The organism is Vibrio splendidus 12E03 (assembly GCF_000272105.2).
Lineage (GTDB): Bacteria > Pseudomonadota > Gammaproteobacteria > Enterobacterales > Vibrionaceae > Vibrio > Vibrio splendidus_I.
Window position 1 is genome coordinate 18257 of the sequence record NZ_AJZD02000035.1, and the last position, 15281, is coordinate 33537.

Genomic DNA, 15281 nt, shown 5'->3' on the forward strand with positions numbered 1-15281 from the left:
TTAATCAGAAACAAAAGAAATGACAAACAAAGAGTTATGCAAAGAATTCGTGGATTAAGCAGAAGGTTTATAATCGAGCAGATAAAAGATAAAACGTATCAGCCTGGCAGGAAACAAGCTCACATTCGTGGCACACCGACACCATATCGAGCTACGAACGTAAGCTTACCAAGTAATTATAATTCAATATAATCTACTGGCGGACTAGAGCAGATTTCACAATAGTCAAGCCAAGTAGCCCCGCATGACTCCTGTCACTTTATCAATATAGTAAGCAACACGTGTAAACTCTGGACGCACTTTAGGTGCAGATAACAGGAAGATGATCGCCGCATCCCATACAAATACAACCACCGTCATCCAAATACCTAGACCTAACTTAAACATGAAGCCAACGTCATTGTTCAGTACAACAGTAAATAAGCTCAAATAGAACAAAAGGTTTTTAGGGTTAAGGATGCCCGATAGAAAACCGGTGAGGAATTCTTTAAGAAAAGTGGTTTGATTGGAGGCACCTTCTTCGTCAACATCGAAATTACTGTAATTGCATTTTTCCGCTCTTATCGCTTGTACAGCAAGATAAACAAGAAACACACCACCAATGATCTTGAGTGCAATCATAATAGAAACGGATGCCGCTAGAATCGAGCCAACACCAACCAAGCACAAAGCAATATAAACCGCATTCGCACTGGCAATACCGAATGCAACGCCTAGGGATTTTTTTCCCTTATTTCGAACAGCACTCTTCACCACAATCACAAAGTCTGGTCCGGGGCTCAACAACGCCAAAAAATGAGCAATCGCCACGGTAACAAAAATCCCAACTAAACCTGCATCCATAAATCAACGTCCTTATTTTGAAATTTAATGCATTATTATCGCATAATTAACTTGCGGTTGGTTTTTTGGTTCATAATTAATGCTTCGATACTAAGAGAATCAGACGGACAACACGTTTTCATAAGCCTCGTTAGGTAAAGACGCTCTAATAACCGACTTTCCAACATTTAGTTTAGATAGTTAATCCATTATTTTGCCTAGCGATCTCATAACCCAGACTCATTTCCCTTCTATTTTGGTAATTAAAAGTCGGTGTTCGCATGCATTGCATTAGGTTGTACTAAAATAAGAGTCGTAAATTTGAATCAGGTTGCAGATTTTGGGCTACGATTTAGTTATCACGTACGAAAGGGAATCCGTCAGTGAAAGCGTTTTGCGTATCAATACTTGCGTCAACATCCTTTTTGGCTAGCCCTGTATTTGGCCAGCAGCATGATATTTATCTCTACAATTGGGATGAATTTTTATCTGACAGCGTCGTTACCCAGTTGAGTGATACCTACGGCATCTCACTAAAGCAACAATTCTTCTCTGATGAGTCAATAAGGGATGAGGTTCTATTAAGCGAGCGTCGAGGCGCTTTTGAACTGGTCATCATCGAAAGCGTAAAACTTAAGGCATTAGCCAAACAAAACCTGTTCCATAACCTAAGTGACTTACAACAATCCATTGAAAGCAATTTTGATCCCAGGTGGGCAGATGGATGCGGTGAATATGGTATTCCTTACGCTTGGGGAACATCCGGTATCCTATATCGCAGTGATAGAATCTCCGCCCCAGAATCTTGGATGGCGATTCTTGAACCCGACTCTAAAGTCAGTGGCCGTATAAGTATGTACTACGACCCCACCGACTTGGTGAGCACGGCGTTATTGGTCAATCGATTTAACCCATTTACTAATAATGAGCAAGAACTTCGTGTTGCGTACAAAACGCTACAACTGCAAAAACCACATCTTGAAAGCAATGAGTATGTCATCGACCACATCCACCAGCTTGAGCGCTTAGCCAATATCGACCTCGCCTACGGATACTCAGGTGACAGCTATGTGCTTAATGATGCCGAACCTGAGGCATCTTGGGCCTACACAGTGCCTCTAGAAGGAACAACCTTATGGTTAGAGTGTATGGCTGCAATTAACAACGGAGAGCGATCTCCACAGGCAACCACGATTCTCGCCTTCTTATCGCAACCCGAAATCGCCGCTCAAAACGCAATGGATTCATGGTTTGCAACGCCAAGTTCAAAAGCAAAAGCACTCACTTCTCAGGAGTATCAAAACGATCCCGAGCTTTTCCCGAATAAAGAAGTATTAGATCGCAGCTACCTTTATCAGCCGTTAGAACCGAGTAGCATTCAAATTCGCAATCGTATTGTCGACAGTTTGAGATAACTCATGCCAGTATTGAAGAAGCTCTATTTTGTACTTTTACCAACGCTGACATTTGTGCTCCTGATAGCAGGAATCGTGATGTACAACTTCGCATCAAATCATGCTAAGCACATGTATTTGGACAAGGTGCAATCTGATGTGAACACCGCTTTAGTCGCGGCGGAATACGAGCAGCTCGGCTTGTCCTTACTAGTTAAAGATATCGGTTCTTCGTTGCAGTTCCTCCGCTACATTCAAAATCCTGGCGACTACACGACTCTATCGCTATTGGAAAAACGAGTACTCCGAGTATTAAGCCAGAATCACGTCAATCATTTTGGGCAACGCAATGTTTATATCGTGGACCCTAAGTTCAAATTAACGCTTTCGACTCTCAGAGCCGATCCTTTCGAGGGGCTAAAAATCCCTGACAAGATTTATGAAAGAGTCTTCGACATATACACCTCGTTAATCAGCAAGAAGGAACTCTCCTACGAAGGCTTCTCTTATGTCTCGATTAGTGGCGAGCTAAGATATTCGTATGTTGCGGCTATTGACCCTTACCTCCTTCCTCAAGATAAACGTGCAAGTAGCAGTTTAAATCGCTACATTTTGATTGCTGACGGACCTCTGATACAACTCTCTAGCTTATTAATCAAATACAATGACGATGACAATATTCAGTTCTTAATCGAGCCATCCTCAGATGCTGCCAACATCGCAAATACCCAATTCGTTATCAAATCAATTGAGCAAACCCAAGATAATATCAATGTGCAGATGACCAGCCGACATCTCATCGCGCAAGTAAATATTCGAGAACAAAAGTTCAACCATGAGAAAGCCATCATCGCTAAACAAACCTTGTTAGGTGGCTTTGGCACTCTCTTTACGATCATGTTGATCGTGCATTTAGTGGTGCGTTACCAACTTGTGCGCCCGCTTAAAGACTTACTGCAAGAGATATCGATCGGCGGGCTCAAGCTTAGGTATTTCAAGCGTTCATCGGGGCAAAGTGAAATTGATGGTTTAAAGAACGCGTACATAGACTCGCTAACAGAATTGAAGTTCGAAGCCGAATTCGACCAACTCACCAAGCTAGCCAATCGACGCTCATTCATCCGACACCTTGATGTACGCCTCAAGAGTTCAATGAACCCACACTGCTATGTGGTTTGTTGGGACATCATCGACTTCCGTAAAATCAACGATCTCTACGGTGCAAAAGTTGGTGATAATGTACTAATAAGCTTAACTAGGGTGCTTAGAGAAACTCTACAAAACCAACAGTCATCTTCCGGTTTCAGTTGCAATGACTACTCCATAGCAAGGCTTGGGGGGAATCAGTTTATTGCCATTTTAGAAATGGATAAAAGCCAAGTGATAAACGAAGAAATAGAGAACATCAATAATACGCTGACTAGCACTACGTTCCTTGATTACTATGGGTTTAGGTTATCACTCGCAACAGGTGTTTTACCGCTCGACACACCAAAGTTTGAAGAAATTTGGCACCGATGTATTGATGAGATGCTGCTCCGTGCAAAATCTCACAATGATGGAGAAAGCCGTATTGTTTATGGCGAGGAGTTATTACACACGTTAGAGAGACACGACATTATAGAAAAAAGGCTTTTAGAGTGCTGTGACAGTGATAACTTTGAACTTCGCTTTATGCCTATTTTCAACGCTAAAACACTTCAGGTAGATGGCGCTGAGTGTTTGATTCGTTGCCCTGCTTTATTTGACATAAACGCGGGTCCAGACGAATTCATACCTGCAGCAGAGAAAAGCAACCTCATATCCAAACTCGATATGTGGGTTATTAGCACCGCTATCAAGAGCTATAAAGAGCTCTCAGAAATCCACAAGTACAAAGGTACCTTATCCATTAACATTTCAGCAATGGAGCTATACAACCGCAATTTTGCCGACAATATTCGTAAGGTTATCGAACGGTACCAAGTACCTCCTAGCAACATTATTATCGAGATAACTGAGACCAGTTACGTGAAAAGTACCAAGCTTACGGTACAGACTATCGAGAGAATCAGAAGCCTAGGCTTAAAGGTTTCACTTGATGACTTTGGTACTGGATACACAGCCTTCAACCAGCTACTCCACTACCCTGTGGATGAGCTAAAAATTGATAAGAGCTTTATCGATAACATGGTAGACGGCAAAGCCGACCGTAAGATGGTCGAATCTATGGTTAACTTAGGCCACTCTTGTGACACGCGAATCGTCGCAGAAGGTGTCGAGTCCATAGAACAGTATCATTACCTTAAAAAAGCGAACTGTGACCTAATACAAGGCTACTTCTTTAGCCAACCACTCACTTATCTGGAATTCATCGAGTTTGTGCGAGACCATAATCCGCAAGCAATTTTAAACCCGCAGTCTGTTACCAGTTCGAGATCTAACGAGCGAATCGTTGCTCTCACTCAAAAGCAGTAACCTTAAACCTTAAACCTAAACCTCAAGGCCTCCCTTCCTATCCAAGCGTTGCAATCCACTATAGCTATAACTAGTAGTAGAACTATCTTCATCAGTGCAGGAGCTCTGCGTTGGCTACACATTGAATGAGGAGGCAAATAAAGGATGGCAAAGGCCATGATAGTGAAGTGGGAGAATGGCGAGCAAAAAGCAAACAAAACCTGACGATTTAACTTATCGCTAATGCGGAGATTAGCTCTGCATTGTCGTTAATAGCTCCATCATATCTTTAGAGCTGATATTCTTCTTATGCCTGACTACAGCGTCAATCATCAATTCTAAATTGCCCGCCGAGATATAGTCCTTGAGCACGTCATTGAACTTTTCCTGTATCTCATCACTTGTGTACAAGTGCTCAGGAATGAAGAATAGAAATTGGCTGCCACTACTACGAAACGAGATAGTACTTTCCGGAACCTTTGCCGTCAGAGACTTAGCGGCTGAACTCACCACCAAGTCTCCATATTCAAGCCCATACTTTTGGTTTATCTCACTGAGATTTCTGATTCGTACAAAGTAAAGGTCGAAGTTACCGTTTGTAGGATAGCTGTTCTTAACAAATTTCATTAACGATACTCGATTACGAAAGCCTGTAATGAAGTCGGTAGAATAAAGTTTTCGTTTGATGGAAAAATCGAGATAGAAAATGATGCCTGTCATCAACAAAATCAAAACAAGAAAGGCGCTGCTGATTTGGTGAACAACAACAAATTTGCCTACTATGGACGTATTTTCTTCAATAACTGGGCTTTGTAATCGAAACTTTTCGTTAATGAATTCGACCAAAGTGGTGTAGCAAATATCAACTTTCTTCTGCAGCGATTCTTTAGGTAATTGCCCTGTACTGACCAACTTGATTGACGATTCTAGCGACTTAAACTTTTCAAACTCTGCGGTAAAGTAAGGCTTAAAGTTTGCTGAGCGAATAAAATTGGACGATTCAGTGCTGTTGATCAGAATATCAAAGCGACTCCATGTAATGTCATAAGCCAACCAAAGTTCATCATAATCAATCTTCTTTGCGTGGCTAACCATCAAGAAGTTTGCATACTCTTTGACAAGTTGAAAAACAAACCATGTGGCCTCATTTTGGCGATTAGAAAAGCTCTTGTTGATGTCATTAATTCGAGTAACGCTGTAGATATTGACGGATAGAACAACCACGGCCAAAGACAAAACAACGACTTTGATTGCAGCCATAGACAACAGCTTCTTCATAATTAGCCTCTACAGATGAATATCACGAATCTGCCAAATCATCTTGGCATGGAAATCAGGGGTATTGGTCTCAGGGTTCGCAGAGATTGGGTAAATCAACCAAAACGGGCCTTTCTCCCTCACAGACATCAACTCACCATTCTTTTTAATCGCAATGATGGGTTCATAGGTATCAAAATCTTCTTTGGGCACCGCAATTTTATAGTCATTCAATGCTACGAAAGTAACTTGTGATGATATCGGTAGATCTATATTTTCAAGCACCGTTTGTAACGTCACACCACTATAAACGGTCAGCCCTTCGACCCAAGGCAAGGTGGTAGTAATTTCTTTTTGAGGAAGTGACAGGAGTTGCTCTCTACTAAAACCATGCTTTTGCCCGGAGTGGTCGAAAACCGTTAACTCTGAGGCTGCAAAAATCGAAAACGAGCAAAGCCAAAGCATCAACAAGAATACAGTTCTCATTCTAAACTCCATTTAAAAAGGTCACTAAATTGAGTCTAGTATAAATTGACCATTTAACTTGTACCGATACCACTCAGATTGATTGGTATCGATTTATCCCTAAGGCCCCCTACACCTCGCAGTTTTTCAATAGCTTCGCAGTTTCTCTCTCACTTCTCTGTCGCTTCCATCACCGCTCTCGTTCAGCACTCCCTACCCGCTTGACGTATTCCTTCTCGACCGTCTAGTAACAAAAACTCGTATTTTACTCTGCGTAAGTAAACCAATAAGCCTTATGAATACGTATCAAACAACAAAATTAACAATAAATATGAGTAAGTAAGTAGCGAGAATGCTGGTTGCTGCATAACCTTTAATCGAACGTAAGCAGCTTTAAGAGACTTAATAACGGGTTCCAGTCGTTTCTACTTCACCAGTTGATCTCGTGTATTGATCTTAGAAAGCTTACTCATTTCATAATCAAGGGAATCGAGAATGAGTTTGAATATAAAAAAATTTAACCCCATGGCGACACTTTCTACTCTGGTAATGACGCTGGTCATGTTTCCTGTTTCTGCCGAAGTTAACCAAGAACAATTCGAGTTAGGTAAACAAAAAGCCAAAGTGTGCATGACTTGTCATGGCGCTGATGGCATCTCAACACAAGACCCCTACCCGAACCTTCGCGGTCAAAAAGTGGGTTATCTCATCTCCTCACTGAAAGATTACCAGACTCGAGAAAGAACCAGTGGCTTAGCGATTCTCATGCAACAACAAGCCGACACGCTCTCAGACCAAGACATCCGTGACATTTCCTATTTCTATTCAGTGCTCGGCAACGAAGCAAGCTCGCTTGGCGATTCAAATTAAGTCAGCGAATCAAAATATCTAGGCAAGGAGCCTTGTTATGGAACAAGTGACAACGCAATACAGCATTAAGGTCGTGAAGTACTTCATTATCGCATCCTTAGTGTGGGCGATTGTAGGTATGATCATCGGCGTGATTCTCGCCGCGCAATTATATTGGCCAGTCTTAAACTTTGATTCTCAATATTTCCAATTTGGTCGACTGCGTCCGCTACATACCTCTGGAGTAATTTACGGCTTCGTCGTGAATATCTTGATGGGGACGTCTTTATACATTGCCCAGCGAACAGGCCATTGTGACTTGTTCAATAAAAGCCTTTCATGGATGGTATTTTGGGGCTGGCAATTCATCTTGTTACTTGCGGTCATTTCGTTACCCGCAGGACACACCAGCTCAAAAGAGTATGCGGAGCTTGAATGGCCAATCGACTTAATGATTGTGCTGGTTTGGGTGCTGTATGCGGTGTTGTTCTTTGGCACCCTTGCTAAGCGTAAGGTCAGCCATATCTTCGTGGCTAACTGGTTCTTTGCTGCTTTCATCATCGTCGTTGCAATGATTTTCATCGTGAACAACCTCGCGATGCCTGTGTTGGCGATGAAGTCTTACTCTGTGTTTGCAGGCGCTCAAGATGCGATTGTTCAGTGGTGGTGGGGACATAATGCCGTCGGCTTCTTGCTGACTGCTGGTGTGATTGGTATGAATTACTATTTCATACCCAAAGCAGCGGATCGACCTATCTATTCGTACCGTTTGTCTGTGATCCATTTCTGGGGCTTGGTCGGCTTTTACACGTGGGCCGGAACGCACCATTTGGTTTACTCTTCCGTTCCTATCTGGATTCAGAACATCGGCATCGTAATGTCTTTGATCCTGTGGCTCCCTTCTTGGGCGGGCGCGTTCAATAGTGCAATGACCCTCCTACAAAACAAAGAAAAGCTGAAGTCCGACTACATTCTTTTATTCTTTTTCTCAGCGATTCTTTACTACTGCTTAGCAACATTCGAAGGTCCGTTACTCGCTATTCGCTGGTTCAACATGGTGGCACACAACACCGAATGGATCATAGGACACGTCCATTCCGCGGCTCTCGGATGGGTTGGAATGTCAGGGATAGCGGTTTTTTACTACTTCATTCCACGCTTATGGGGCCAAACCGATCTATGGTCACGACGACTGATTAAATGGCACTTTTGGCTTGCTCATGCTGGCGTCGCCATCTATGCAATAGCACTATGGATCGCAGGCATCGGCGAGGGGTATATGTGGCTCGCTCAAAATGAAAATGGCGAACTGATTTACAGTTTTGTAGAAGCTATGGACTTTAAAGCACCTTGGCTATTCATGCGTTTCTTTGGTGGTGCGCTGTTTGTACTTGGATTGTTCTTAATGGCTTTCAACTTGTACAAAACGGTTCGTATGCCCGCAGTACATGATGCTAAACACACCGTTAATGAGGGGGCTTAAATGATGAGTAAAGACTTTACACATTCAATCGTCATTTTAATTTTGACCACTGTTGTCGTGGCCTCCTTCTCTTTATTGGTCTGGGTAATGCCAAGCATTGTCCGTGGAGATGATATTGCCAAAGGCAGCTTAGCGATGCCACTCACACCGATAGAGTTAGCTGGCCGAGACATCTACATCAGTGAAGGCTGCCATGTTTGTCACACACAAATGGTTCGCCCTCTAGAGCCAGAAGTGAAGCGTAATGGTCGCCCCAACCAAGAAGCAGACGATATCTATGAGTTTCCTAACTTGTGGGGCTCTAAACGTACTGGCCCTGATCTCACTAATTTAGGTAGAAAGTATTCTGACCAATGGCATGTTATTCACTTAATTGATCCTCGAAAAGTCGTTCCTACATCGATCATGCCCTCTTACCCGTGGCTATTTGAGCAGACTCTGACTGGCGATGATATTAGCGCCAAAATGGAAGTGTTACGTACCTTAGGTGTGCCTTATACCGATCAAGAAATTGGTGACGCCCGATTGCAAGTAAGAGGCAAAACCAAAGGTGAAGCGCTGATTCGCTATTTACAAAGCCTGGGTAAAGATACGTCACAGGAGGTATCACAATGAGCACATTCTGGAATCTATGGGCGGTACTCTTAACCTTAATATTCTTTATTCTGATGGTGTCTGTTGTCGTTAAATACTGGCGTAGCAATCACAAGGCCGATCACGACCACACCATTGGCACCTTTGATGGTATTGAAGAGAAAGATGCGCCTCCACCTAAGCTGTTGTTTGTAAGCTATGCGGTCGCATTTCTTTTGTCTGCTGGTTATTTGGTGCTCTACCCCGGGCTTGGCGAATGGGAAGGATTAGTCGATTGGGAACAAAGCGATGATAAGCTCAGTTCACCATCCACCACTCTCAATGAACAATTCTCTCAAACCAGTGAAACCACGTTACAAGGATTAGCAGCAGTCCCAGAGATCGTCAATAGCGGTAAGATCTTGTTCCAAACTCACTGTGCGGCCTGCCACCGAGATAATGCTCAGGGACAAAAGCACTTCCCTAACCTGATAGACCAAGAGTGGCTGTACGGTGGCAGTGATGAAGCTGTTATTCATTCGATCGCCAAAGGTCGGAACGGTGCTATGCCAGGTTGGAGCGAAATCATGCGCCCCGATGAAGTGGCTAAGGTTTCTTACTACCTAGCGTCTCTCAACCAACGCCATACCGATGTTCCAGAAGTAAAAGTTAAAGTCGGCAAAGAGCTGTTTGTAAAATACTGCTCGTCTTGTCACGCTGATGGTTCTGTTGCGAACCCAGCGATTGGCGTACCTGATCTTTCAGACGACATCTGGCTTCATGGCGGCAGTATTGAAGAGATTCAGCACACCATCAATTACGGTTTGAACAACCTAATGCCTGCGTTTGATGAGCAGCTCACCGAGAACGAAATACTCGCGCTTGGGGCTTATATCCGACACGCTGGTGAAGTGGAGCAACAAAGGCTCGCGAGTTTGAAAGCATCATCTGTTGGGCGCGGAGAATATCTCGCTTACGCCGGTGACTGTGTGGCTTGTCATAGTGCAGAAGGTGGCGAACCCTTTGCTGGCGGCCTGCCCTTTGTCACCCCTTTCGGTACCGTGTATTCAACCAACATAACTCCACACACCACCGAAGGGATTGGGACTTATGACTTTGATGACTTCCGAGCCGCGTTAGTTGCAGGTAAAGGTAAGAATGGTTACCTGTACCCTGCAATGCCTTACACCTCTTATCAATACCTCACCGACCAAGACATGGTCGATTTGTGGGAATACATGCAGTCAATCACCGCCGTGCCACGACGCAATGATGACAACAGCATGATGTTTCCATCCAACATTCGCTTAGGTTTGCTTGGCTGGAACATCGTATTCATGGATACTGACCCTATTGATTACGAAGTACCAGAGGAGCTTAAAGGAGAAATTGAGGATGTCGATAAGTGGCAACAAGGCAAATATTGGGTCGCAGGACTTGGTCACTGTTCGGAGTGCCATACGCCACGAAACATTGCTCAAGCTCTGATACCTGAACGTATTTTCCAAGGTAACTTGATCGACGGTTGGAACGCGCCCGATATCACAGCTAATGAGCTCTATGTCGATGGTTGGGATGAAGCAACACTCACCGACTTTTTACACACAGGACATTCAGACAAAGGCACCGCTTTTGCAGGTATGGCAGATGTAGTAAAAAACAGCCTAAGCTTGATGACGCGTGAAGATGTTGAATCGATGTCTTATTACCTACTCAGCGGAGACGTCAACAACACCATTGCTAGTGACGCAGTTCCGTTACAACCTAAAGGGTTTGATGAGGCCGCGTATAACAGTGAAATCTACGCCACATATCGTCAAACCTGTGGGGCGTGTCATGGTGACGATGGTAAAGGTCGCGACCCTATCGCCCCTACTCTGTTGAACAACGGTATCATCATGCACAGCGACCCATTCAACACCATTGCGGTAACCGTTCGCGGCTTGCAACCTACTTACCTCGACAAGGATAGAAACTTCATGCCAATGGCGAGTTTTGAGGATGTATTGTCAGATCAACGCTTGGCTGAGTTAATCACGTTTGTGCGTTCAAACCTTGGCGACCGCAACGAACCCGTCACAGCTGAGCATGTTAGAGAGGTAAGAGAAACACTTGAAGCAGCAGGTTATGCGGGCGGCCTACATACCACGCCAGACATGTATGACCGAAGAGACAACACCATCAATATCCGGTAACAGGCAAATTGCTTGAAAAGTGAATTGTAATAAACCAAAGGGAGACCACTGTGTCTCCTTTTCTTTTGTCCAAACACAAGCTTTCGACGCTTTGCCAAACAACACAATTGTAACTAACTGATTACACAATTAAGCAGAGCTGCACATAATGCGATCAACCTCGCAGAACAAAGATGACACCAAGTGCATAATATGCAAAATTTTCTAAAGATGTACTAAGGACAGTTATGGATACAACTACACTCATCTACGATACGTTGGAAGGCCTGTCGAGCGCAAAGCCACAGCAACACGCTCAAATCCGCCAAAATCTATATAACCAATTAGATTTATCATTTGAGAAGCAGTTGGCTTTGTATTCATCAGTTCTTGGTCCAGCAAGTGCTGGTAGATTGACCGATTTGGATAGTGCAGTGATGTCTGCACGCAAGATTGTTGGCCTAGAAAACAGCTAATCAATCTTCAACCTATCTCAACTTTAACGCTGCCATCGTGCAGCGTTTTTTTATGGACGCTATTTACGATAAGTAAGGTTGGTTACGATAAACGCGGTTAAGAAGATAAGTGCAGTTGGGTCTGTTTTTCAAGTTACACGCATTCTCATTTGGTTAATCTTATGTTCCATTTTTAACAGGTGTGTAACCACAATAATGGCGCTAATGTTAGTAGCACGTTAACCACACATCGGATGGAAGAATCATGAGAGTACTTATTGAATATACACAGACAGGCAAATACCGTGATCATGCGTGGGAAGCATTAACGATTCGTTCAAAAGGCGAAATTCAAGCTGTGACTCCCTCTTATGCGGCTCAGCTTATCGAACAGAACCGCGCCAGCTTATCGACCACTGAAAATCAAGATATCGTCATCCAACCTTAATGGCTTCAAGGGCTACCCCTCCTAGTTCCTTAAATCGAATAGTTCGATGACATAAAAAAAACGCTGCACGGATGCAGCGTTTTCTTGTTTTTGACGTATATTGTCTCTAACGTAAGAGCTTCTAACATAGATAGCTTCTAACGTAGATAATCTACGCTAATAATTTGATTATTTTGGCAAATTTTCTAACGCTTCAACCATCGTCATTAACTTATCGACAATTCTCTCGCCGTCTACTCGCAAGCCATTGTGTTCATACTCATTGGTGATCCACGCTTTCGAGTTTGGAATGTTCTCCAATGTTTCACGGCTATAATCCAACTCAACGTACATGTCATCTGCATAAACTGCACACGCCATTGGCACGGTATTCTTGCTCAACTGTTCTGCATTGTACAAAGAGCCCCAATCCGACTTTTCAGCCAATAAATTGGCCGCTTCACGCAATGGCTTCAACGTTTCTAGTTGGTCGAACATCCATGGGTAAACCATTTCTCCGGTAAACCAGAACTCACTACCCGATTGGTAGTTAAAGTGTGGATACTGCTCGCGTACTCGGTGTGCAGACCAGTTAGACGCTGCACCTTGGCAGTAAATCGATTCATGTAAGATTGCGTAAATTGGGTTCGTTAGGTAGCCCTGCTCTTGCTGCATTTGATTTAAGAAGCTGTAGCTCAACTGTTTTTGACCATTCACTTCAACAAACGCACTCTCTAGTGTGAAGTACATCGGCAGGTTCGCTTCGCCACCACCAAGGCTAATACCAATCAACTGGAACTGTTCAACCGTAAACACCTGACCGTTTGGCAACTTCACATCGTTGTTCAGCAGGTAATCAGAGATCTCACGACACATCGCTTGTGCTTGTGGGAACTGAGCAAAGAAGGCTCTGTTCTTGTCTTCTACACGCTTGTAAGTCGCACGATAAACATCGTCAGCTTCGCGTTCAATAGAAGGAATGCCGCCCGTCACATAACAACGCTGCAAGCTCTGTGGGAACAGCGACAAGTAACTCAGAGTACAGAAACCACCAAAGCTCTGGCCAATCGTCGACCATTGTTTAATACCAAACTGTTCACGAATCGCTTCTGCATCACGAACAATGTTGTCCGCTCTGAAGTGCGTTAAGTATTCAGCTTGTTGCTCTGGAGAAAGGTGCGCCAAGGTTTCATGGCTAATTGCCGTGCTGTTACCTGTACCACGTTGGTCTAGCAGCAAAACACGGTAGTTTTGTAATGCTCGCTTTAACCAACCCGATTGGCCGCTCACTCGTGGAGAAGGAAAACCTGGGCCGCCCTGAAAGTAGATAAGCCACGGCAGTTCTTGCGTATCTTTAGCGAGATCAACTAGCTCACGCGCGAAGACTTGGATCTGTTGTCCATCTTTTGCTTGGTAATCCAGTGGCAACTCAAAAGAGTGCTGACGATACAGGGTGGTTCCATCAATAAAGTTAGCTTGCACGCTTCATTCCTTTTTATCTGATTCTAATGTCATCGGTACGAATAAAAGTGGCGCCCTATGGCACTCATAGTAAGCAAGATACGCATACTAGCTTGTAAAAGAAACCGTTTGTTTAACCTGAATGTGAAGGTGCTTCATCTAATTGCTCAATTGGTCTTCAACGCGTAACAACTTGTTTCAAAAGCGAAGGTTTAAGGGTGATCTATTGGTGGGAAGAAACGAAAATGGAAAACAAATAAAAAGAGCTTAACGAGGTGAGGATACGTTAAGCTCTTTGGTTTTATCTGTTGTCGGTTCTATCTGTTATAGAAAGTGCTATCGATACACTACGCTATGAAGTCGTCAGCTCACCTGCACCTTGAATCGAACGTTGGCTGCTTTCTACAAGAATGGCTGTAGCGGTTTCTTTCAACGCGCCCCACTCTGCTTCATCCACTTCAATACCATCGTTCCACGCTTTCTCTTGGGTTTTAAAAAGTACTTCTGACTCAATGTGTGTTTGGTAGCCATCTGACAAACGTTCGATATCGAAATCCTGGACGGAAAGTTCGATGGTCATATTATGGATATGTTCGTCCGATGTCAGTGGCGAATCTGATAAAAACAGCTCTGGTGCTACGCACCCACGATTAAGCACATACAAGGTGCTCTTCGGATTGGAGCCATTATCCCAACGTGCGGTACAGGCGATGCCTTTCGCAGCTAGCTTCACAAGTTCACTGTACGCTAACCAACGGTTGTGACAGTTATTAAGCTCAATTTTCAGCGCTTTTTTGCCGACCATTTTTTCGATCGCGTAATCCATCACCACAGGGAGATGACACGCCAAGCTCGCCTTGTGCAAATCCACTTCAACTGTGTTGTCGCTTATCATTTGGATATCTACAGGGCAATCATCTTCTAACCCCATAAAGTTGCTCGCATTGTTAAAATGGCGAACACCATCCAAGCCAACCATTTGTAAATCTGCCACCATGTTCGCTATCACATCGGCTTCACCACATGTACGGCGCATCCCTAAAAAGGCTTTGTTGACGGCCGCGACCAGTTCATTGTGAGAAACGATCATAACGATTTACCTCCATGTTGAGCGTGAATAGGCGTAGAAATTTTATGTGATTCAGACAGCTCCGCTTCGCTTGGTAACAGTGGGAACACCCACTCATCCTGATGGATTTCATCAAGCAGCGGTGCCCCTTGGAAGAAAGTCACTCGAACCCAACGGTCTGAGCGAGGATCAAACTTAGTTGCGCCAAACATAGCGAGTTTGCAACGTAACAAATGCATCGGAAGTGACTCTTGATGAAGTACATTCATTTGAATGTCACCCATCGCTTTGTTGCCTAGCGTCCACACACGGCGTGCAATCGCACGATGCTGTGGCTGTTTAACAAGGAATTCAGCCAACGACAGCTCTGGCGCGAACTGCAGCAACGCATGGTACAAACGGTAAGCTTGACGGCC

At 44.0% G+C, this 15281-nt stretch carries 12 protein-coding genes and 2 pseudogenes; 8 read left to right on the forward strand and 6 right to left on the reverse strand.

Annotation, left to right across the window (positions count from 1 at the left end):
• Positions 1–193: 193 nt before the first annotated feature.
• Positions 194–843, reverse strand: a pseudogene (locus A142_RS03990) (LysE family translocator).
• Positions 844–1205: 362 nt separating this feature from the next.
• Between A142_RS03990 and A142_RS03995 the strand changes: the two are divergent.
• Both A142_RS03995 and A142_RS04000 read left to right on the forward strand, forming a co-directional pair.
• On the forward strand, positions 1206–2237 hold the full coding sequence (locus A142_RS03995; RefSeq protein WP_019825033.1) for a polyamine ABC transporter substrate-binding protein: 1032 nt from the start codon (positions 1206–1208) through the stop codon (positions 2235–2237).
• Positions 2238–2240: 3 nt separating this feature from the next.
• Positions 2241–4673 (forward strand): putative bifunctional diguanylate cyclase/phosphodiesterase, encoded by a 2433-nt coding sequence (locus A142_RS04000; protein ID WP_019825035.1) that lies wholly within the window; start codon positions 2241–2243, stop codon positions 4671–4673.
• A gap of 231 nt (positions 4674–4904) precedes the next feature.
• On the opposite strand, the gene A142_RS04005 is transcribed toward A142_RS04000, so the two are convergent.
• Positions 4905–5930, reverse strand: a complete 1026-nt coding sequence (locus A142_RS04005; protein ID WP_019825037.1) for a GGDEF domain-containing protein — start codon at positions 5928–5930, stop codon at positions 4905–4907.
• A gap of 9 nt (positions 5931–5939) precedes the next feature.
• Positions 5940–6395: a hypothetical protein gene (locus tag A142_RS04010; protein ID WP_029405637.1), complete on the reverse strand. Its 456-nt coding sequence runs from the start codon at positions 6393–6395 to the stop codon at positions 5940–5942.
• A 474-nt stretch (positions 6396–6869) separates the two neighbouring features.
• Between A142_RS04010 and A142_RS04015 the strand changes: the two genes are divergently transcribed.
• From A142_RS04015 to A142_RS04040, 6 genes are all read left to right on the forward strand, one after another.
• A complete protein-coding gene (locus tag A142_RS04015) occupies positions 6870–7244 on the forward strand; it encodes a c-type cytochrome (protein WP_019825041.1) in 375 nt (124 codons plus the stop codon).
• 37 nt (positions 7245–7281) lie between these two features.
• The gene (ccoN, locus tag A142_RS04020) at positions 7282–8706 is read left to right on the forward strand and encodes a cytochrome-c oxidase, cbb3-type subunit I (RefSeq protein WP_019825043.1); all 1425 of its coding nucleotides are present in this window, start codon (positions 7282–7284) and stop codon (positions 8704–8706) included.
• Positions 8707–9321, forward strand: a complete 615-nt coding sequence (locus tag A142_RS04025) for a cbb3-type cytochrome c oxidase subunit II (protein ID WP_019825044.1) — start codon at positions 8707–8709, stop codon at positions 9319–9321. It begins immediately after the preceding gene.
• Entirely contained in the window at positions 9318–11474 is a 2157-nt protein-coding gene (locus A142_RS04030) for a cytochrome c (RefSeq protein WP_019825046.1), read from the forward strand. Before A142_RS04025 ends, A142_RS04030 begins: the two co-directional genes overlap by 4 nt.
• Before the next feature lie 227 nt (positions 11475–11701).
• The gene (locus tag A142_RS04035) at positions 11702–11929 is read left to right on the forward strand and encodes a PAS factor family protein (RefSeq protein ID WP_004730426.1); all 228 of its coding nucleotides are present in this window, start codon (positions 11702–11704) and stop codon (positions 11927–11929) included.
• A gap of 244 nt (positions 11930–12173) precedes the next feature.
• Positions 12174–12356: a hypothetical protein gene (locus A142_RS04040; RefSeq protein ID WP_004730424.1), complete on the forward strand. Its 183-nt coding sequence runs from the start codon at positions 12174–12176 to the stop codon at positions 12354–12356.
• A 168-nt stretch (positions 12357–12524) separates the two neighbouring features.
• Here the strand turns inward: A142_RS04040 and A142_RS04045 are convergent, their stop codons facing one another.
• The 3 genes and pseudogenes from A142_RS04045 to A142_RS04055 all read right to left on the reverse strand — a co-directional run.
• Positions 12525–13817 carry an alpha/beta fold hydrolase gene (locus A142_RS04045; protein ID WP_019825049.1) on the reverse strand — a complete coding sequence of 431 codons (1293 nt, stop codon included), beginning with the start codon at positions 13815–13817 and terminating at the stop codon, positions 12525–12527.
• Between the two features lie 331 nt (positions 13818–14148).
• The gene (locus A142_RS04050; protein ID WP_019825051.1) at positions 14149–14886 is read right to left on the reverse strand and encodes a DUF3726 domain-containing protein; all 738 of its coding nucleotides are present in this window, start codon (positions 14884–14886) and stop codon (positions 14149–14151) included.
• Positions 14883–15281: pseudogene (locus tag A142_RS04055) on the reverse strand (hypothetical protein); the annotation flags it as partial. The pseudogene A142_RS04055 and the gene A142_RS04050, both read right to left, overlap by 4 nt.

Bases quoted from the DNA above. Each gene is read 5' to 3' on its own strand.
- A142_RS04000 (WP_019825035.1), top strand. From the start codon at position 2,241: ATGCCAGTATTGAAGAAGCTCTATTTTGTACTTTTACCAACGCTGACA.
- A142_RS04015 (WP_019825041.1), top strand. From the start codon at position 6,870: ATGAGTTTGAATATAAAAAAATTTAACCCCATGGCGACACTTTCTACT.
- ccoN (WP_019825043.1), top strand. From the start codon at position 7,282: ATGGAACAAGTGACAACGCAATACAGCATTAAGGTCGTGAAGTACTTC.
- A142_RS04050 (WP_019825051.1), bottom strand. From the start codon at position 14,886: ATGATCGTTTCTCACAATGAACTGGTCGCGGCCGTCAACAAAGCCTTT.
- A142_RS04025 (WP_019825044.1), top strand. From the start codon at position 8,707: ATGATGAGTAAAGACTTTACACATTCAATCGTCATTTTAATTTTGACC.
- A142_RS04005 (WP_019825037.1), bottom strand. From the start codon at position 5,930: ATGAAGAAGCTGTTGTCTATGGCTGCAATCAAAGTCGTTGTTTTGTCT.
- A142_RS04035 (WP_004730426.1), top strand. From the start codon at position 11,702: ATGGATACAACTACACTCATCTACGATACGTTGGAAGGCCTGTCGAGC.
- A142_RS04030 (WP_019825046.1), top strand. From the start codon at position 9,318: ATGAGCACATTCTGGAATCTATGGGCGGTACTCTTAACCTTAATATTC.
- A142_RS04040 (WP_004730424.1), top strand. From the start codon at position 12,174: ATGAGAGTACTTATTGAATATACACAGACAGGCAAATACCGTGATCAT.
- A142_RS04010 (WP_029405637.1), bottom strand. From the start codon at position 6,395: ATGAGAACTGTATTCTTGTTGATGCTTTGGCTTTGCTCGTTTTCGATT.